Consider the following 16,614-nt stretch of genomic DNA (forward strand, 5'->3'; position numbering starts at 1 on the left):
AGTTGTAACAGAATACCAGACCGTGGCCCCCCCACAGCGGCTAGCGGGACGTTGCCTGCGCCACAAAACTGCCCGACTTGCCGCCGTGCTTTTCCACCACCTGCACGCCGGTGATGGCCATGCCCCGGTCTACCGCCTTGCACATGTCGTAGATGGTCAGCAGGGCGACCTGCACGGCGCACAGGGCCTCCATCTCCACGCCGGTGGGGCCTACGGTTTCCACGGTGGCGGTGCACACCACGGCGGCGGGCTCACTCTGGATGGCAAAGTCCAGCGCCACCCGGGTCAGGGCCAGCGGATGGCACAGGGGCACCAAATCGCTGGTCTTCTTGGCCGCCTGGATACCGGCGATGCGGGCAATGCCCAGCACATCGCCTTTTTTGGCGGTGCCGCTCTCGACCAGCGCCAGGGTGGCCGGCAGCATCTCGATGCGGCCCGTGGCGATGGCGGTGCGGTGGGTATGGGCCTTGGCGGCCACATCGACCATATGGGCTTGGCCGTGTGCGTCAAAATGGGTCAGGCTGGACATGCGGCTCACAATCGAATTTACAGAACGTTTATGGTGGAGCCGCATCATACGGACAGCCACTTCTCCACAGCGCCGCGCCATGGGAACCCAATTGCAGAAAAAATTTATGAAAAATCAGGGCCTACCGCTTATTAGATCAGCGCTAGCAGCTCTACTTTTAATAGCATTCAGCACTGGCATCCCCGCTACCGCACAAACCTCGCCACTGTCGCAACTGCCCCAACTGGGTGACGGCAGCAGCATGACCACCAGCGCCGAGCGCCGCCTGGGTGAACGCATTGCCCGCGAGATCTACCGCGACCCCGACTACCTGGACGACCCGGTGCTGGTCGAATACGTGCAAAGCATCTGGCAGCCGCTGCTCACCGCCGCCCGCCAGCGCGGCGAGCTCACCGACGAACTCGACCAGCGCTTCGCCTGGGAGGTGCTGATGGGGGCCGACCGCACCATCAACGCCTTCGCCCTGCCTGGCGGCTACCTGGGCCTGCACCTGGGCCTGGTGGGCGTGGTCACCAGCCCGGACGAGCTGGCCTCGGTGCTGGGCCACGAGCTCAGCCACGTCACCCAGCGGCATATCTCGCGGATGATGGATGCCCAGAGCAAAACCACGCCGTTGATGATCGGGGCCATGATTCTGGGCGCGCTGGCTGCCAGCAAAAGCCCGGACGCGGCCAACGCCATGGTGATTGGCGGGCAGGCGGCGGCGGCACAGACCCAGCTTAACTTCTCGCGCGACATGGAGCGCGAGGCCGACCGCATCGGTTTTGGTGTGATGACCCAGGCGGGCTATGACCCGATCGGCTTTGTCGGCATGTTCGAAAAACTGCAGCAGGCCTCCCGCATCGGCGACAACGGCTCGCTGCCCTACCTGCGCACCCACCCGCTGACCACCGAGCGGATTGCCGACATGCAGTCGCGCCAGGCGCTGGACGCGCGCCCTGCGCCCGCCCCGCCCAACCTCCTGCACGCCATGATGTCCGCCCGTGCCCGCGTGCTGGGTAACCCCGGCGTGGACATGCTGCGCGCCTGGGTGGCCGAAGCCCGGGCGATGCAGCCCACCGGCCCGGCGCTGGACGTGCGCAGCGCCGGGGTGCTGTACGCGGGGGCCCTGGCGGCCCTGCAGCAGCGCGACTTCGCCATGGCCCGCAGCCTGGTGGCGCGGCTGCAGGCCCTGGCCGGTTCTGACCCCGCACCCGCCCGCAGCAGCCGCCTGCTGGCCGCTGAAATCGAATGGGGCGCAGGCAATCTGCCCGCCACCGCCGCACTGCTGGACCTACAAGCCCCGGGCCGGCCCGAGCTGGTGCTGGGCTCGCAGGTGCGCATCCGTATGGGCCAGGCCGCCGATGCCACCGCCCGGCTGCAGCCCTGGGTGGCGCTGCACCCGCGCGACGGCACGGCCTGGCAGCTACTGGCTGCCGCCTACACCGCCCAGGGCCAGACGCTGCGCGCCATCCGCGCCGAGGCCGAGGCCCAGGTGGCCCGGCTGGACTACGCCGGGGCCATGGACCGCTTCCGCGCCGCGCAAGACTTTGCCCGCAAGCCGCCCCCCGGCAGTGGGCCGGTAGACGACATCGAGGCCTCCATCATCGACACCCGCACGCGGGAAATCCAGGCCCTGCTCAAAGAGCAGGCCCTGGACAAAGCCAAAAACTGAAGAATCTACAGAACGGCGTCGATCACGATACCGGCCGCCGAGTACAGCAGCGAGCCGATCAAGGCCGCGGTAAACCCGGTTACGTGGAAGCCCGCCAGCAGGCCCGAGGCCGACCAGAACATCAGCGCGTTCACCACAAACAGAAACAGCCCCAGCGTCAGCACGGTGACTGGCAGCGTCAGCACCACCAGCACCGGCCGCAGCAGCGTGTTGAGCAGGCCAATCACCAGGGCGGCGATGAGTGCGGTGGTAAAGCTTTGCACCTGTACCCCACTGTACAAATGGGCCACCAGAAGCAATGCGGCTGCGCTGAGCAGCCATTTGAAGAGTAGTTTCATGCGGACGAGGATAGCGCTATTACGCGACCCCCGCCCCCGCATCAGCCAAGTATCAAGCTGTGGCCACCTTGCGGCGCGCAGCCCAGCTACCGGTCGCCAGCACACCGGCCACGGCCACGGCATACAGACCCCAGTGGGCAGCGGTGCTCCAGGGGGCATCGGGGCCAAACACGCTGGCCAGCACCGGCTCGCCCACGATCATCTTGGCAGCGGTAAACGCCAGCACGGCAGAGCCGATCTGGATGATGGCCGGGAAGCGCTCCACCAGCTTCAGCACCACCGTGCTGCCCAGCACCACGATCGGCACGCTCACCAGCAGGCCGATGATGACCAGGTCGAAAGAACCGTGTGCGGCACCGGCCACGCCCAGCACGTTGTCCACGCCCATCAGCGCGTCGGCCACCAGAATGGTTTTCATCGCGCCCCAGAAGGTGCTGACCACCGGGCCGTCGTGGCCGTCTTCATTGCCCTGGTCGGCCAGCAGCTTGTAGGCAATCCACAGCAGGCCCAGGCCGCCCACCAGCATCAGGCCGGGGATCTGCAGCAGCCAGACCACGCCCACCGTCATGACCGAACGCACGGCGATGGCGCCCACGGTGCCCCACATCACGGCCTTTTTTTGCAGATGCGGCGGCAGATTGCGCGCCGCCAGGGCGATGACGATGGCGTTGTCGCCCGCCAGAACCAGGTCAATCAAAATAATCGCCAGCAGGGCCGACCACCAGGGGGCAGATAAAAATTCCATAAAACACTCCGTTGCAGTTAAAAAACAGCAAGGGCGGGCATGGCGATGCAGGTGTTTGGGTGGTCTTTGGGGCCAGCAAGCACGCTTCGATGCCCACCTTTGCAGGTGGAAATCGAAGGTCTTGCTCGGCATTGTGGCAATGCCTTGCTAGCCGGAAACCGCATCGCAGGTGCAATGGGCAACGTATTGACGGCTAACAAATATCCGCTGCGGCAGCGGTCGGGAGCTACTCCCCTTCGGAGTGGCGATTAGAGCACAATCACCCTCCCTTTGCAGGCTGTTTCGCAGGCCATTCACGATTTACGCAACACCTGACCCCCCCATGGCCGGACTCCACATCACTGACATCGAAGCCGCCATCAACTACTGGCGCGCCCAAAAACCCTCGCCCGACGGCTTCACCCTGTGTGCCGAATTGCGCGCCCTGGCCGAGGTGTACGCGCTGATGGTCTACCACCACGAAGACATGGTGGACGACGTGTCCATGCCCGCCAAAGCCCGTGCGGCCTGGCTGGTCTGGTACGAAACAACGCCCGACACGCCCTGCATCGCCATCTGCTCCACCTTCCAGGGCGATGCCATCTGCAAGGGCTGTGGCCGCACGTTTGAAGAGGTGCAGCACTGGCCCGCCATGGGCCCGGCGGACAAGCGCGGCACCTGGCGGCGCATCACGCTGGAGGGCAATTCATGGCGGTTCAACCGCTACGCCGAGCGCGCCGCCGAAGGGCGCATGCCTGCTATTGATTAAGTAGCTGCTTGCGCTTATGGAATAAGCGCTAGAGGCCTAAAAGGCACTCAAACATCATTTCCACCGCACACATTCCACATCAACGCTGCCTTTTTCGCTGCCCAAGGTGAGGTTGCCTTCTTGCACCGTGGCTTGCAGCTGCATGCTGCGTTCGGCCAAGGCGGCCAGCGCCTGGGATGCGTCGGTGGGCACGCGCCAGACCTGCAGGTTTTGCGGGCGGGCCAGCTTGGCTTCCATGGTGCGCCACCACACGTCGGCCGACGAGCTGAACGGGTACAACAGCACCTGGTCGGCCTTGCCGCAGGCTTTGATCAGGGGCTTGTCTTCGGGCTGGCCTACTTCCACCCACAGCCGGGTGCGGCCGGTGTAGTCGCGCAGGCTCAGGTCGGGGTCGTCGGGGTTGCTCAGGCCCGCGCCAAAGGCCAGCACGCCGTCGCCACCCAGCTCGCTTTGCAGTTTGTAGGCGTTCAACGCCAGGGCGACCAGGCGCACCATCATGCGTTCGTCGGTTTCGCTGGGGTGGCGCGCCAGGGTCAGGGCGTGGTCGGCGTAGTAGCCGTGGTCAATGTCTGCAATTTGCAGGTTGGCCTTGAAGATCGTGGATTTGAGGGCCATGCCTGATGACTATTGTTTTTATAGCTGCTAGCGCCCTTGGAATGGGCGCTAGCAGCCTATTTCATTAAAAAATTACGCGCGACGGGCCAGCTCGGCGGCAATGCCGGTGTAGCTGCCCGGCGTCATGACCAGCAGGCGCTGCTTGTCGGCTTCGGGGATCTCCAGGTCGTTGATCAGGCTGTGCAGGGCTTCGGCGGTGACGGTTTTGCCCCGGGTGACTTCCTTGAGCTTTTCGTACGCGCCTTGCACGCCATAGCGGCGCATCACGGTCTGGATGGGCTCGGCCAGCACTTCCCACGAACTATCGAGGTCGGCGGCCAGGGCTTCTTCGTTGAGTTCCAGCTTGTTCAGGCCGGTCAGCAGCGACTGGTAGGCCAGCGCGGCATAACCCACGGCCACGCCCATGTTGCGCAGCACGGTGGAGTCGGTCAGGTCGCGCTGCCAACGGCTGATGGGCAGCTTTTCGCTGAGGTGGCGCAGCAAGGCGTTGGCCAGGCCGAGGTTGCCTTCGGCGTTTTCAAAGTCGATGGGGTTGACCTTGTGCGGCATGGTGCTGGAGCCGATTTCGCCGTCTTTCAGGCGCTGCTTGAAGTAGCCCAGGCTCACGTAGCCCCACACGTCGCGCGACCAGTCGATGAGGATGGTGTTGGTGCGGGCGATGGCATCGAACAGCTCGGCCATGTAGTCGTGCGGCTCGATCTGGATGCTGTAGGGCTGGAAAGTCAGGCCCAGGCCCCAGGGGTTGATGCCGGTATCGGGGCCGTGCTCGGGGGTTTCGATGACTTTGCGGCTGAAGGCCTCCCAGTCGAAGTCGGGCCAGGCGGACAGGTGGGCGTTGTAGTTGCCCACGGCACCGTTCATCTTGGCCATCAGCGGGATGGCGGCGATTTTGTCGCGGGCGGCGACCACGCGCACCAGCACGTTGGCGATTTCCTTGCCCACGGTGGTGGGGCTGGCGGTCTGGCCATGGGTGCGGCTGAGCATGGGCACGTCGGCAAAGGCGTGGGCCATTTCGCGCAGCTTGGTGATCAGTGCGTCCAGCCCGGGCAGGATGACCAGGTTGCGTGCGCCCTTGAGCTGCAGCGCGTGGCTGGTGTTGTTGATGTCTTCGCTGGTGCAGGCAAAGTGCACGAATTCGCTGGCGTGCTCCAGCTCGGGGCGGGCTTCGAACTTGGACTTGATCCAGTATTCGACGGCTTTTACGTCGTGGTTGGTGACTTTTTCAATGTCCTTGATGGCTTTGCCGTCGGCTTCGCTGAACTTGGTGACCAGGTTGAGCAAATAGGTGCGCGCGCCGGGCGTAAGCGGCTTGAATTCGGCAAAACCGGCATCGCTCAGGGCGATGAACCAGGCCACTTCGACCTGGACGCGGCGTTGCATATAGCCCAGTTCGCTCATCAAAGGGCGCAGGGGGGCGAGTTTGGCGGCGTAGCGGCCATCCAGTGGCGACAGGGCCGAGATCGTAGAGAGATTCATGTTGCGAATTGTAGGATGCGCGCCACCCTGGGGGAACCAGGCCTTGTTGGCGGGGGTGAATCGCTAGAATGGCCGCATCCAGATCCTTGCCGCAGAACCACCGTGCCCATGAAACTTATCGGATCGCTAACCAGCCCCTACGTGCGCAAAGTGCGCGTGGTGATGGCCGAAAAAAAGCTCGACTACCAGTTTGTGCTGGACGACGTGTGGGCCCCCGGCACCGTGATCGCCGAATCCAACCCGCTGGGCAAAGTGCCCTGCCTGGTGATGGAAGCGGGCGAGGCGATCTTTGATTCGCGGGTGATCGTGGAGTACCTGGACACCTTGTCGCCGGTGGGCAAGCTCATCCCGTCGCAAAGCCGCGAGCGGGTCGAGGTCAAAACCTGGGAAGCCCTGGCCGATGGCGTGTCCGACGCGGGCATTCTGGCGCGCATGGAAACGGTGTGGACCGAGCGCTTTGTCGAGCAGCGCAGCCAGGCCTGGATCGACCGCCAGATGGGCAAGGTCGATGCCAGCCTGAAAGCCATGGCCCGCGGCCTGGCCGAAAAGCCGTATTGCAGCGGCATCCACCTCAGCCTGTCGGATATTTCGGTGGGTTGCGCTTTAGGCTGGCTAGACTTTCGCTTCCCCGACCTGCCCTGGCGCAGCCGCCACCCCAACCTCGCCAAGCTGCAAGACAAACTCATGCAGCGCCAGAGCTTTATTGACACAAAGCCAGTTTAGGGCGTGGACCAGCCCTTGATCGCCACACCGCAGTACCACCACTTCGCCGACCCGCTGCCCCTGCAAAGCGGTGGGTCCATCCGCGCCTACGACCTGGCTTTTGAAACCTACGGCACGCTGAACGCCGACAAATCCAACGCCGTACTGGTCTGCCACGCGCTGAATGCCTCGCACCACGTGGCAGGCACCTACGCCGACCAGCCCAAATCGGCGGGCTGGTGGGACAACATGGTTGGCCCCGGCAAGCCGCTGGACACGAATCGCTTTTTCGTCATCGGCGTGAACAACCTGGGCTCCTGTTTTGGCTCCACCGGGCCCATGCACATCCACCCCGACACCGGCCAGGTCTACGGTGCCGACTTTCCAGTGGTTACCGTGGAAGACTGGGTCAACGCCCAGGCCCGCCTGCTCGACCACCTGGGCATCCAGACCCTGGCCGCCGTGATGGGCGGCAGCCTGGGCGGCATGCAGGCCCTGGGCTGGACGCTGCAGTTCCCGGACCGGGTGCGGCACGCGGTGGTGATTGCCAGCGCGCCCAACCTCACCGCCGAGAACATCGCCTTCAACGAAGTAGCCCGCCGCGCCATCACCACCGACCCCGACTTCCACGGCGGCCACTTCTACCGGCACGGCGTGGTGCCCCAGCGCGGCCTGCGCATCGCCCGCATGATTGGCCACATCACGTACCTCAGCGACGACGTGATGAACACCAAGTTTGGCCGCCAGTTGATCCATGGCAGCTACCGCTACACCACGCAGGATGCCGAGTTCCAGATCGAGAGCTACCTGCGCTACCAGGGCGACAAGTTCAGCGAATACTTCGATGCCAACACCTACCTGCTGATCACCCGCGCGCTGGACTACTTTGACCCGGCGCGGCATTTTGGCGGCAGCCTGAGCGCGGCGTTTGCCCAGGTCAAAGCCAAGTTCCTGCTGGTCAGCTTCACCACCGACTGGCGCTTCTCGCCCCAGCGCAGCCGCGAAATCGTGAAAGCCCTGCTCGACCACCACCACACCGTGAGCTACGCCGAAATCGACGCGCCCCACGGCCACGACGCGTTTTTGCTCGACGATGCCCGCTACATGGCCGCCGTTCACGCCTACTTTGACCGGATTGCAGCGGAGGTGACCCCATGAGCGGGCAGTCGATCATGGAATCCATCGCCCGCCTGGTACCGGTGGGCTCGCGCGTGCTGGATCTGGGCTGCGGCGACGGCGCGCTGCTGGCCCACCTGCAGGCCACCCGCGGCTGCACCGGCTACGGTGTAGAAATCGACGATGCCAAACTGCTCAAATGCGTGCAGCGCGGCGTGAATGTGGTCCAGTTGAATCTGGACGAGGGCCTGGCCCTGTTCGAAGACGCGTCGTTTGACGTGGTGCTGCAAATCGACACCCTGCAGCACCTGCGTAACGCCGAAGTCATGCTGCGCGAAACTGCCCGCGTGGGCCGCATGGGCGTGCTGGCCTTCCCCAACTTCGCCCATTGGCCCAACCGCCTGAGCATCCTGCGCGGCCGCATGCCCGTCACCAAACGCCTGCCCTACCAGTGGTACGACACACCCAACATCCGCGTCGGCACCTTCAAGGACTTCGAAGTGCTGGCCGGCAAGAACGACCTGCACATCCTGGATGCCTTCGGCCTGCAAGAAGGCCGCGAGGTGCGCTTTTTGCCGAACGCGATGGCGGGCACGGCGGTTTTCAAGTTCCAGCGCGGGTGACGTGCGGCCCGGCAAGGGTATTTTTTCGGCATACAAATGGTCGCTTGTGCTTATGAGACAAGCGTGAGCAGCTATTTATTTTGATGTAAATAGACCTGCGAAGCTGTGGCGGATAGGGGCCGCCCAAAGGCCTGTGCGGTCCGGGGTTTTACACTCTGGGGTTGGCCCGCCTATTTCCTATTGAGAATTTCCCCATGACCACAGTCCACACTTCCTCCATCCACAGCCTGCCCCTGCTGGCGCGCGGCAAGGTTCGCGACAACTATGCCGTGGGGACCAACCGCATTCTGATGGTGGCCAGCGACCGCCTGAGCGCGTTTGACGTGATCCTGGGCGAGCCGATTCCGGGCAAGGGCATTTTGCTGACGCAGATGGCGCTGTTCTGGTTTGCCAAGCTGGGCCATATCTGCCCCAACCACCTCACCGGCGAAGCCCCCGAGAGCGCCGTCACCGCCGAAGAAGTAGCCCAGGTGACGGGCCGCTCCATGCTGGTCAAGCGCCTCAAGCCCCTGCCCATCGAAGCCGTGGTGCGCGGCTACCTGGCCGGTAGCGGCTGGAAGGAATACCAGGACAGCCAATCCGTCTGCGGCGTGCCCCTGCCTGCGGGCCTGCACAACGCCTCCAAGCTGGCCGCCCCCATCTACACCCCGGCGGCCAAGGCAGCGGTGGGCGACCACGACGAAAACATCACCTTCGAGCGCAGCGTGGAGATGATTGGCGCCGACCTCGCCGGGCGCATCCGCGATTTGAGCATCCAGATCTATTCGGAGGCCGCCGCCTTCGCACTGACCAAGGGCGTGATCATTGCCGACACCAAGTTCGAGTTCGGCCTGGACACCGATGGCACCCTGGTGCTGATGGACGAGGTGCTGACCCCCGATTCCTCGCGCTACTGGCCCGTGGAAAGCTATGTCGAAGGCAGCAATCCCCCCAGCTACGACAAACAGTTCGTGCGCGACTGGCTGGAACAGGTGCTGATCGACGGCAAGCCCTGGAACAAAACGCCCCCCGCCCCCCGCGTCCCCGCCGATGTGATCACCAAGACCGCGGCCAAATACCAGGAAGCGCTGGAGCGGTTGACGGCGTAGGCCTGTGGCATGACCACCTCCTCCCTCGTCACCCGCAGCCTGGCCCACATCTGGCACCCCTGCACCCAGATGCAGCGGGCCGCCGAGGTGCCGCCGCTGCCCATCGTGCGCGGCCAGGGCGTGTGGCTGGTTGACGAAGATGGCCACCGCTACTTCGATGCCATCAGCTCCTGGTGGGTCAACCTGTTTGGCCATGCGGATGCGCGCATCAACGCCGCCATCAAGGACCAGCTCGACACCTTGCCGCATGTGATGCTGGCGGGCTGCACCCACGCCCCGGCGGTGGAGCTGGCCGAGCGCCTCTCTGCCCGCACGGGCGGGGTGCTGGGCCACTGCTTCTTTGCCAGCGACGGGGCTTCGGCGGTGGAGATTGCGCTGAAGATGACCTTCCACCACTGGCAAAACCGGGGCTTGGCTAACAAGCGCGAGTTTGTCTGCCTGCGCCAGGGTTACCACGGCGAAACCCTGGGCGCGCTGGCCGTGACCGACGTGCAAATCTTCCGCGATGCCTACGACCCGCTCTTGATGCGCTCGCACCAGGTGATGTCGCCCGACGCGCGCCAGGCCCTGCCGGGCGAATCCGCCGCCGACGTGGCCCGGCGCGCCGCCGCCGAGCTGCAGGCCTTGCTGGAGGCCCGCCACGGCCAGATCGCTGCCATCATCCTGGAGCCGCTGGTGCAGGGCGCGTGCGGCATGGCCATGCACGACCCGGCCTACCTGCGCGCCGTGCGGGCGCTGTGCGACCAGTACCAGGTGCTGCTGATCGCCGACGAGATCGCCGTGGGCTGTGGCCGTACCGGCACCTTCTTCGCCGTGGAACAAGCGGGCATTTGGCCGGACCTGCTGTGCCTGTCCAAAGGCATCAGCGGCGGCTATTTGCCCTTGTCCCTGGTCCTGTCGCGCGACAGCGTGTACGCGGCCTTTCTGGACGACAACGTGGCGCGCGGTTTCCTCCATTCGCACTCCTACACCGGCAACGCGCTGGCCTGCCGCGCCGCGCTGGCGGTGCTGGACCGGTTTGACCAGGACGGCGTGCTGGCCCACAACCGCCTGCAGGCGGCCACCCTCAGCGCAGCGCTGGCGCCCCTGCAATCCGACCCGCGGGTCGAGAACTTCCGCCACATTGGCATGATTTGGGCCTTTGACGTACTGGAATCCGTTGCCGGGCCACGTTTTGCCGAGCGCTTCCACCTGGCAGGCCGCTCGCGTGAGCTGCTGATCCGCCCGATTGGCCGCACCGTCTACCTGCTGCCACCGTATCTGCTGGACGACGACCTGTCGCCCTGGCTGGCCCGCCAAGTCCTGGCCACGCTAGACGACGTTTTGAACCAAGCCCCCACCGATGCTGATAGACCTCCTGAACCGCCAACTGCGTGAGCGCGCCGACCTGGCCCTGACGCGCACGCGCCGCACCGCAGAGTCGCCTTGCGCGCCTGTGCAGCGCGTGGATGGCCGCGAGCTGCTGGCGTTTTGCAGCAACGACTACCTGGGCCTGGCCCACCACCCTGTGCTGGTGGAGGCCCTGGCCGAGGGCGCACGCCGCTTTGGCGCGGGCAGCGGCGCATCGCACCTGGTCAGCGGCCACTCGCTGGCGCATGCCACCTTGGAAGCCGAGCTGGCCGCCTGGATGGCCCCCTGCATCCCCGGCGCACGGGCGCTGTACTTCTGCACCGGATTTATGGCCAATATGGCCCTGGTGCCCGCCCTGTCGGCACAAGGCGCTACGATTTTTGCAGACAAACTGAACCACGCCTCGCTGGTCGATGGCGCGCTGATGTCCAAAGGCAAGCTGCACCGCTACGCCCACCGTAACCTGGCGGTGCTGGAGCGGCAGCTAAAGCAATGCGATACGGAAATCAAACTCATCGTCACCGACGCGGTGTTCAGCATGGACGGCGACCTGGCCGACCTGCCCGCCCTGTTGGCGCTGGCCGAGCGCTTCGATGCCTGGCTGGTGGTGGACGACGCGCACGGTTTCGGCGTGCTCGGCACCCAGGGCCGGGGCAGCCTGGCGCACTTCGGCCTGCGCAGCGAACGCTTGATTTACATGGGCACGCTGGGCAAGGCCGCAGGCGTGGGTGGCGCGTTTGTGGCCGCGCACCCCACCATCGTCGAGTGGCTGGTGCAAACCGCCCGGCCCTACATCTACACCACCGCTGCGCCGCCCGCCATCGCCCACGCGCTCAGCGCCAGCTTGGTGCTGATAGCAGGGCCCGAGGGCGAACAGCGCCGTGCCCACCTGCAGACGCTAATCCATCAGCTGCGCAGTGAGTTATCAAAATTAATAGCTGCCCACGCCCATCTAGGCTGGGCTCTGGCCGATTCGGCCACTGCCATCCAGCCGCTCATCGTGGGCAGCAACGCCGCCGCCCTGGCCTTGTCTGCCGCGCTGGACGCGCAAGGCCTGTGGGTGCCCGCCATCCGCCCGCCCACCGTGCCCGTGGGCACGGCGCGGCTGCGCATCACCCTCAGTGCGTCCCACAGCGCGCAGGACGTGCAGCGCCTGGTCGAGGGACTGGCCGTGGCCGCGAAAGAATTGCATGCGTAGCGTGTTCGTCACCGGCACCGACACCGAAGTCGGCAAAACCCGCTGCAGCGCGGCCCTGTTGCACTGGTGCGCCCAACAAGGCTGGCACAGCGCGGGCTTCAAGCCGGTGGCTGCCGGGCTGGACGCAGACGGCGTGAACGAAGACGTGCAGATGCTATTGGCCGCCAGTTCGCTACCTTTGACTGACGCAGAAGTGGGTCCGCACCAGTTTCACACGGCCTGCGCCCCGCACATCGCTGCGGCGTTGGAAGGGCACACCATCTCCTTGCCCCTGCTGGTGCAACAAGCCCAGGCCTTGGCCACCCGCGCCGACGTGCTGGTGGTGGAAGGCGTGGGCGGCTTCTGCGTGCCGCTGGGGCTCGACTGCGACACCGCCGACCTGGCCGTGGCGCTGGGCTACCCGGTGATTTTGGTGGTCGGCCTGCGCCTGGGTTGCATCAGCCACGCCCTGCTCACGGCCGAGGCCATCCGCGCACGTGGCCTGCCGTTGGTGGGCTGGATTGCCAACACCATCGACCCACAGATGGCCCAACTGCAAGCCAATATCGACACCCTGCGCCATGAGTTCCAGCGCCGCCACCGCGCACCCTGCCTGGGCGTGGTGCCGCGTCTGACCGATACCAGCCCGGCAGCCGCAGCAGCCTATCTGGACAGTGCGGCCCTCCAAGAGATCTTTTCCGCATGAATGCCACCGCCCCCTTCGTCGATGCCACCTTTCTGGCCAACCCCTACCCGGCCTACCAGGCCCTTCGCGAGGCGGGGCCGCTGCACTGGAGCACCGAATTCTTCGGCGGGGCCTGGCTGCTGACCCGCCACGCCGACGTGGAGCAGGTGCTGCGCGACCCGCGCTTCTCGGCCCAGCGCACGGGAGGATGGGTGACCGACCGCGAGGAAACCAAAGGCGAGCTGGCCGGTTTCCAGCAGCTGTTTGCCCGCGCCATGCTGTTTCTCGACGCGCCCGACCACACCCGCATCCGCAAGGTGCTGAACGCCGGTTTCAAACCCGCGCAGATCCAGGCGCTGGAGCCGTTCATCGAACAGACCGTGGTCGAGCTGCTGGACGCAGTCGGGGACGCGCCCCGTTTCGACTTCATGCAGGCCGTCGCCCGCCAACTGCCCACCCGCGTCATCGCCAAGATGATGGGCATCGACGAGGCGGCCAATGCCGACTTTGCCGTCTGGTCCGACGACCTGGCGGTGTTCATCGGCGCGCCGCTGGCTACCCACCCACAGGCCCGCCGCGCCCAGGCCAGCTTGCTGGCGATGGGCCGGTATTTCGACCAGTTGATTGCCGAGCGCCGCCAGAACCCTGGCGACGACCTGGTCAGCCGCCTGCTGCAGGCCGAGGCCGACGGCGCGCTGCTCAACCACGCAGAGCTGCTGGCCCAGTGCGCCATGCTCTTGTTTGCGGGCCATGAAACCACCCGCAACCTGCTGGGCAACGGCCTGCACGCCCTGCTGGCCCAACCCGACCAGTGGCAGCAACTGCGCGTTGACCCCAGCCTGGTCCCCAGCGCCGTGCGCGAGCTGCTGCGCTTTGACAGCCCGGTGCAGTACACCGGCCGCCGCGTCGCCACCGACCTGGAACTCCATGGCCAGACCCTGCGCCGGGGCGACCTGGTGGTGCCGCTGATAGGCTCCGCCAACCGCGACCCCGCCCGCCACCCCGAGCCGGATAAGCTGGATGTGGCCGGGCGCGACGGCGCGTCCATCTCCTTCGGCACCGGCCCCCACGTCTGCATCGGCGCCCTGCTGACCCGCATCGAAGCCGAAATCACCTTCCGCCAGGTCTTGCAACACTGGCCGCACCTGCGCCTGGCCGACACCGCGCCGCAGTGGGCCGACAACCCGGCCTACCGGGGGCTGGTGGCGCTGGATGTAGTAACCGGCTAACACCCACCGCCACTTTTCGCTGCCCACAATGGCCTACCAACCACCCTTGAGGAGACAGCCATGGCAGCGAAAAAGATCCTGATGATTTGCGGCGACTACTGCGAAGACTACGAAACCATGGTGCCGTTCCAGGCGCTGCTGGCCGTGGGCCACACCGTCCACGCCGTCTGCCCCGACAAAAAGGCCGGGGACCATATCAAAACCGCCATCCACGACTTCGAAGGCGCGCAGACCTACAGCGAAAAGCCCGGCCACAACTTCACCCTGAACGCCACCTTTGCCGGCCTGGATGTCAGCAGCTACGACGCGCTGGTCATCCCCGGTGGCCGTGGCCCCGAGTACCTGCGCACCTACCCGGCGGTGGTGTCGGCAGTGAAGCATTTCTTTGAAGCCAACAAGCCCGTGGCCGCCGTTTGCCACGGTGCCCAGCTGCTGGCCGGGGCCGGTGTGCTCAAGGGCCGCACCTGCTCGGCCTACCCGGCCTGCCGCGTGGAAGTGGAGATTGCGGGCGGCACCTATGCCGAGATCGCCATCGACGCGGCCATCACCGAGGGCAACCTGGTCAGCGCCCCCGCCTGGCCCGCCCACCCGGCCTGGATTGCGCAGTTTCTGGCCTTGCTGGGTACCAAAATCAGCCTTTGACACGGGTGGTCTGCCGTCGGATGATGCGGGGCCATACCACCAGGAATCGCCATGCGCAGCAACCACGCCACATTGAGCCAGAACGCACGCCCCCCAGAAACACCGCAGAACTGGCTTTGCCAGGCTGCTGGTGTTGCCCCCTGCAAGGGGGTTGGCGAAAGATGCGGAGCACTGCAGCCTGGGGGTGAGTGACAAGTATGTGCCAAGTCTTCATCAGCGCCGACCCCGCCCTTTATGACAGCCGCGCCCGCTCGGTGCGGCTGCACGGCGTGGCCACCAGCATCAAGCTGGAAAACCTGTTCTGGCAGGTGCTGGCCGAGATCGCCCAGCGCGACGGCATGGGCGTGCCCCAGCTCTGCGCCAGGCTGTACGACGAGCTGGTGGCGCAGCGTGGCGAGGTGGACAACTTTGCCTCGTTCCTGCGCGTGAGCTGTGGCCGCTACCTGGCCTTGCAGCTCTCCGGCGGCATTCCGCAAGATGCCAGCATCTCCATCCGCAGCCTGAACGCCCAGCAGGTGCTGGCCACCGAAGGGCACCGCAGCCTGCTGGCGCGGGCGGCTTAGGCCTGCAAATTATTCCATCTAGGCTATAATTTAGCCATGCGCTGGGACGTTGAATACACCGACGAATTTGAAGCTTGGTGGTCGTCTTTGTCCGAGTCCGAACAAGAATCCTTGGCCGCATCGGTGCAACTTCTGGAAGCGCGGGGCCCCGGCCTGGGCTTTCCGCACAGCAGTGGAATCAATGGCTCCAAACATGGCCGCATGCGGGAGCTGCGCACCCAGCACGACGGGCGACCGCTGCGTACGCTTTATGCATTTGACCCCCGGCGAGCCGCCATTCTGTTGATCGGTGGCGACAAAACCGGTGGAGACCGCTGGTACGAGATCCATGTTCCGCTGGCCGACCAACTGTACGGCGCGCATTTGGACCAACTACGAAAGGAAGGGCTGATTGATGGCTAAAAAATTTTCCGAACTGCGCTCCCGCATGTCCCCTGCGTCGCAGGCCCGCTCACAAGCCCAGGCAGAAACAATGCTGGCCGAAATGCCTTTGAACGAGCTGCGCCAGGCACGCGGCCTATCGCAGCAGATGCTGGCCGACGTACTGCACGTACAACAGCCGTCCATCGCCAAGCTGGAAAAGCGCACCGACATGTACCTGTCCACCCTGCGCAGCCACATCGAAGCCATGGGCGGCGAGTTGGAGGTGATTGCGCGCTTCCCCGACGGGGCGGTCAAAATCCGCAACTTTGCCGATGTGGGTGATGCTGCTCCGGTGTAAGCCGATCTACAAATCCACAAAATCCGACCCCATCGCCCCCAGATCGTCCATCAGTGCGCCCAGCTCGGCATTGGCCTCGGCGTGCCAGCGAGGGGGGAAATCGGACAGGAAGCGGCTGTGGCCGGGCTCGATGCTGAAGCAGACGGTGTGGCCGGTATCCCAGATGAAGGGGTAGACCACCAGAAAGTCGTCACCGGGGCGGTCCTTGAAGAAGCAGGCGGCCCGCAGCGCCGGCAAAAACTCCAGAAATTCGCCGTAGTTTTCAGAAAACTGCAGCACGCAGAACTGCCAGGTTTCGGTGGCTTCGTCATAGTGGGACGCAGCGGCATTCTCGGGCTCGGCACACCACTGCGCGACGAAGGTGCCTACCGACACCTCCGGCCCGCCACGGCGCGCGTACTCGGCCACCCGTGACGCGGTCATCGGGCCGCCCGACAGCGCAATGCCCGCCATCCAGTCCATCCAGTCACCAAAGTCACCTGCGTGGGCGCACGGGCTGTGCATGTACTTTTGGTAGGCCCTTTGGGACAGATGGACGCGGACGTACAGGGAGTGGAGTTCTGACATGGTGCGTAGATGCCTGTAGACGTTAAAAAGCGATGTGTTCGACTTT

20 protein-coding genes are annotated in these 16,614 nt (G+C 65.1%); 14 read left to right on the plus strand and 6 right to left on the minus strand.

Going from position 1 to position 16,614, the window contains the following annotated elements; translation table 11 throughout:
* Positions 1 to 40: 40 nt before the first annotated feature.
* Positions 41 to 529: a cyclic pyranopterin monophosphate synthase MoaC gene (gene moaC / locus AC097O_RS15985; protein ID WP_479593912.1), complete on the minus strand. Its 489-nt coding sequence runs from the start codon at positions 527 to 529 to the stop codon at positions 41 to 43.
* Between the two features lie 106 nt (positions 530 to 635).
* Here moaC and AC097O_RS15990 point away from each other — a divergent pair, with 106 nt between their 5' ends.
* Complete coding sequence (locus tag AC097O_RS15990; RefSeq protein ID WP_479593913.1) at positions 636 to 2,183, plus strand: M48 family metalloprotease; 1,548 nt, start codon at positions 636 to 638, stop codon at positions 2,181 to 2,183.
* 5 nt (positions 2,184 to 2,188) lie between these two features.
* Here the strand turns inward: AC097O_RS15990 and AC097O_RS15995 are convergent, their stop codons facing one another.
* Together AC097O_RS15995 and AC097O_RS16000 are read right to left on the minus strand one after the other, a co-directional pair.
* Entirely contained in the window at positions 2,189 to 2,521 is a 333-nt protein-coding gene (locus AC097O_RS15995; RefSeq protein WP_479593914.1) for a phage holin family protein, read from the minus strand.
* Between the two features lie 52 nt (positions 2,522 to 2,573).
* Positions 2,574 to 3,266, minus strand: coding sequence for a TerC family protein (locus AC097O_RS16000; RefSeq protein WP_479593915.1), 693 nt, complete (start codon positions 3,264 to 3,266; stop codon positions 2,574 to 2,576).
* A 322-nt stretch (positions 3,267 to 3,588) separates the two neighbouring features.
* Between AC097O_RS16000 and AC097O_RS16005 the strand changes: the two genes are divergently transcribed.
* Positions 3,589 to 4,014: a DUF3717 domain-containing protein gene (locus tag AC097O_RS16005; RefSeq protein WP_479593916.1), complete on the plus strand. Its 426-nt coding sequence runs from the start codon at positions 3,589 to 3,591 to the stop codon at positions 4,012 to 4,014.
* A gap of 54 nt (positions 4,015 to 4,068) precedes the next feature.
* On the opposite strand, the gene AC097O_RS16010 is transcribed toward AC097O_RS16005, so the two are convergent.
* Positions 4,069 to 4,629, minus strand: coding sequence for a YaeQ family protein (locus AC097O_RS16010; protein ID WP_315227939.1), 561 nt, complete (start codon positions 4,627 to 4,629; stop codon positions 4,069 to 4,071).
* A 72-nt stretch (positions 4,630 to 4,701) separates the two neighbouring features.
* Positions 4,702 to 6,105, minus strand: coding sequence for an adenylosuccinate lyase (gene purB, locus AC097O_RS16015; RefSeq protein ID WP_479593917.1), 1,404 nt, complete (start codon positions 6,103 to 6,105; stop codon positions 4,702 to 4,704).
* 108 nt (positions 6,106 to 6,213) lie between these two features.
* Between purB and AC097O_RS16020 the strand changes: the two genes are divergently transcribed.
* From AC097O_RS16020 to AC097O_RS16075, 12 genes are all read left to right on the plus strand, one after another.
* Positions 6,214 to 6,828, plus strand: coding sequence for a glutathione S-transferase N-terminal domain-containing protein (locus AC097O_RS16020; RefSeq protein ID WP_315188041.1), 615 nt, complete (start codon positions 6,214 to 6,216; stop codon positions 6,826 to 6,828).
* 3 nt (positions 6,829 to 6,831) lie between these two features.
* On the plus strand, positions 6,832 to 7,965 hold the full coding sequence (gene metX / locus AC097O_RS16025) for a homoserine O-succinyltransferase MetX (protein ID WP_479593918.1): 1,134 nt from the start codon (positions 6,832 to 6,834) through the stop codon (positions 7,963 to 7,965).
* The gene (metW, locus tag AC097O_RS16030; protein WP_479593919.1) at positions 7,962 to 8,546 is read left to right on the plus strand and encodes a methionine biosynthesis protein MetW; all 585 of its coding nucleotides are present in this window, start codon (positions 7,962 to 7,964) and stop codon (positions 8,544 to 8,546) included. The genes metX and metW overlap by 4 nt, the downstream gene beginning before the upstream one ends.
* A 194-nt stretch (positions 8,547 to 8,740) precedes the next feature.
* Positions 8,741 to 9,634 (plus strand): phosphoribosylaminoimidazolesuccinocarboxamide synthase, encoded by an 894-nt coding sequence (locus tag AC097O_RS16035; protein ID WP_479593920.1) that lies wholly within the window; start codon positions 8,741 to 8,743, stop codon positions 9,632 to 9,634.
* Between the two features lie 9 nt (positions 9,635 to 9,643).
* Entirely contained in the window at positions 9,644 to 11,011 is a 1,368-nt protein-coding gene (gene bioA, locus AC097O_RS16040; RefSeq protein ID WP_479593921.1) for an adenosylmethionine--8-amino-7-oxononanoate transaminase, read from the plus strand.
* Positions 10,977 to 12,182, plus strand: a complete 1,206-nt coding sequence (gene bioF / locus AC097O_RS16045) for an 8-amino-7-oxononanoate synthase (RefSeq protein WP_479593922.1) — start codon at positions 10,977 to 10,979, stop codon at positions 12,180 to 12,182. The genes bioA and bioF overlap by 35 nt, the downstream gene beginning before the upstream one ends.
* Positions 12,175 to 12,867 (plus strand): dethiobiotin synthase, encoded by a 693-nt coding sequence (gene bioD, locus AC097O_RS16050; RefSeq protein WP_479593923.1) that lies wholly within the window; start codon positions 12,175 to 12,177, stop codon positions 12,865 to 12,867. Before bioF ends, bioD begins: the two co-directional genes overlap by 8 nt.
* Positions 12,864 to 14,075: a cytochrome P450 gene (locus AC097O_RS16055; RefSeq protein ID WP_479593924.1), complete on the plus strand. Its 1,212-nt coding sequence runs from the start codon at positions 12,864 to 12,866 to the stop codon at positions 14,073 to 14,075. The genes bioD and AC097O_RS16055 overlap by 4 nt, the downstream gene beginning before the upstream one ends.
* A 60-nt stretch (positions 14,076 to 14,135) precedes the next feature.
* A complete protein-coding gene (locus AC097O_RS16060) occupies positions 14,136 to 14,717 on the plus strand; it encodes a DJ-1/PfpI family protein (RefSeq protein WP_479593925.1) in 582 nt (193 codons plus the stop codon).
* 197 nt (positions 14,718 to 14,914) lie between these two features.
* Entirely contained in the window at positions 14,915 to 15,280 is a 366-nt protein-coding gene (locus AC097O_RS16065; protein WP_315188064.1) for a ribbon-helix-helix domain-containing protein, read from the plus strand.
* A 36-nt stretch (positions 15,281 to 15,316) separates the two neighbouring features.
* The gene (locus AC097O_RS16070; protein WP_479593926.1) at positions 15,317 to 15,682 is read left to right on the plus strand and encodes a type II toxin-antitoxin system RelE/ParE family toxin; all 366 of its coding nucleotides are present in this window, start codon (positions 15,317 to 15,319) and stop codon (positions 15,680 to 15,682) included.
* Positions 15,675 to 16,001, plus strand: a complete 327-nt coding sequence (locus AC097O_RS16075; RefSeq protein ID WP_479593927.1) for an XRE family transcriptional regulator — start codon at positions 15,675 to 15,677, stop codon at positions 15,999 to 16,001. Before AC097O_RS16070 ends, AC097O_RS16075 begins: the two co-directional genes overlap by 8 nt.
* Positions 16,002 to 16,007: 6 nt before the next feature.
* Here AC097O_RS16075 and AC097O_RS16080 read toward each other — a convergent pair whose 3' ends face one another.
* Positions 16,008 to 16,568 carry a hypothetical protein gene (locus tag AC097O_RS16080; RefSeq protein ID WP_479593928.1) on the minus strand — a complete coding sequence of 187 codons (561 nt, stop codon included), beginning with the start codon at positions 16,566 to 16,568 and terminating at the stop codon, positions 16,008 to 16,010.
* Between the last annotated feature and the right edge of the window lie 46 nt (positions 16,569 to 16,614).

The organism is Rhodoferax sp. LS1P39 (assembly GCF_056521425.1).

Bases quoted from the DNA above. Each gene is read 5' to 3' on its own strand.
- moaC (WP_479593912.1), bottom strand. From the start codon at position 529: ATGTCCAGCCTGACCCATTTTGACGCACACGGCCAAGCCCATATGGTC.
- AC097O_RS15990 (WP_479593913.1), top strand. From the start codon at position 636: ATGAAAAATCAGGGCCTACCGCTTATTAGATCAGCGCTAGCAGCTCTA.
- AC097O_RS15995 (WP_479593914.1), bottom strand. From the start codon at position 2,521: ATGAAACTACTCTTCAAATGGCTGCTCAGCGCAGCCGCATTGCTTCTG.
- AC097O_RS16000 (WP_479593915.1), bottom strand. From the start codon at position 3,266: ATGGAATTTTTATCTGCCCCCTGGTGGTCGGCCCTGCTGGCGATTATT.
- AC097O_RS16005 (WP_479593916.1), top strand. From the start codon at position 3,589: ATGGCCGGACTCCACATCACTGACATCGAAGCCGCCATCAACTACTGG.
- AC097O_RS16010 (WP_315227939.1), bottom strand. From the start codon at position 4,629: ATGGCCCTCAAATCCACGATCTTCAAGGCCAACCTGCAAATTGCAGAC.
- purB (WP_479593917.1), bottom strand. From the start codon at position 6,105: ATGAATCTCTCTACGATCTCGGCCCTGTCGCCACTGGATGGCCGCTAC.
- AC097O_RS16020 (WP_315188041.1), top strand. From the start codon at position 6,214: ATGAAACTTATCGGATCGCTAACCAGCCCCTACGTGCGCAAAGTGCGC.
- metW (WP_479593919.1), top strand. From the start codon at position 7,962: ATGAGCGGGCAGTCGATCATGGAATCCATCGCCCGCCTGGTACCGGTG.
- AC097O_RS16035 (WP_479593920.1), top strand. From the start codon at position 8,741: ATGACCACAGTCCACACTTCCTCCATCCACAGCCTGCCCCTGCTGGCG.
- bioA (WP_479593921.1), top strand. From the start codon at position 9,644: ATGACCACCTCCTCCCTCGTCACCCGCAGCCTGGCCCACATCTGGCAC.
- bioF (WP_479593922.1), top strand. From the start codon at position 10,977: ATGCTGATAGACCTCCTGAACCGCCAACTGCGTGAGCGCGCCGACCTG.
- bioD (WP_479593923.1), top strand. From the start codon at position 12,175: ATGCGTAGCGTGTTCGTCACCGGCACCGACACCGAAGTCGGCAAAACC.
- AC097O_RS16055 (WP_479593924.1), top strand. From the start codon at position 12,864: ATGAATGCCACCGCCCCCTTCGTCGATGCCACCTTTCTGGCCAACCCC.
- AC097O_RS16060 (WP_479593925.1), top strand. From the start codon at position 14,136: ATGGCAGCGAAAAAGATCCTGATGATTTGCGGCGACTACTGCGAAGAC.
- AC097O_RS16065 (WP_315188064.1), top strand. From the start codon at position 14,915: ATGTGCCAAGTCTTCATCAGCGCCGACCCCGCCCTTTATGACAGCCGC.
- AC097O_RS16070 (WP_479593926.1), top strand. From the start codon at position 15,317: ATGCGCTGGGACGTTGAATACACCGACGAATTTGAAGCTTGGTGGTCG.
- AC097O_RS16075 (WP_479593927.1), top strand. From the start codon at position 15,675: ATGGCTAAAAAATTTTCCGAACTGCGCTCCCGCATGTCCCCTGCGTCG.
- AC097O_RS16080 (WP_479593928.1), bottom strand. From the start codon at position 16,568: ATGTCAGAACTCCACTCCCTGTACGTCCGCGTCCATCTGTCCCAAAGG.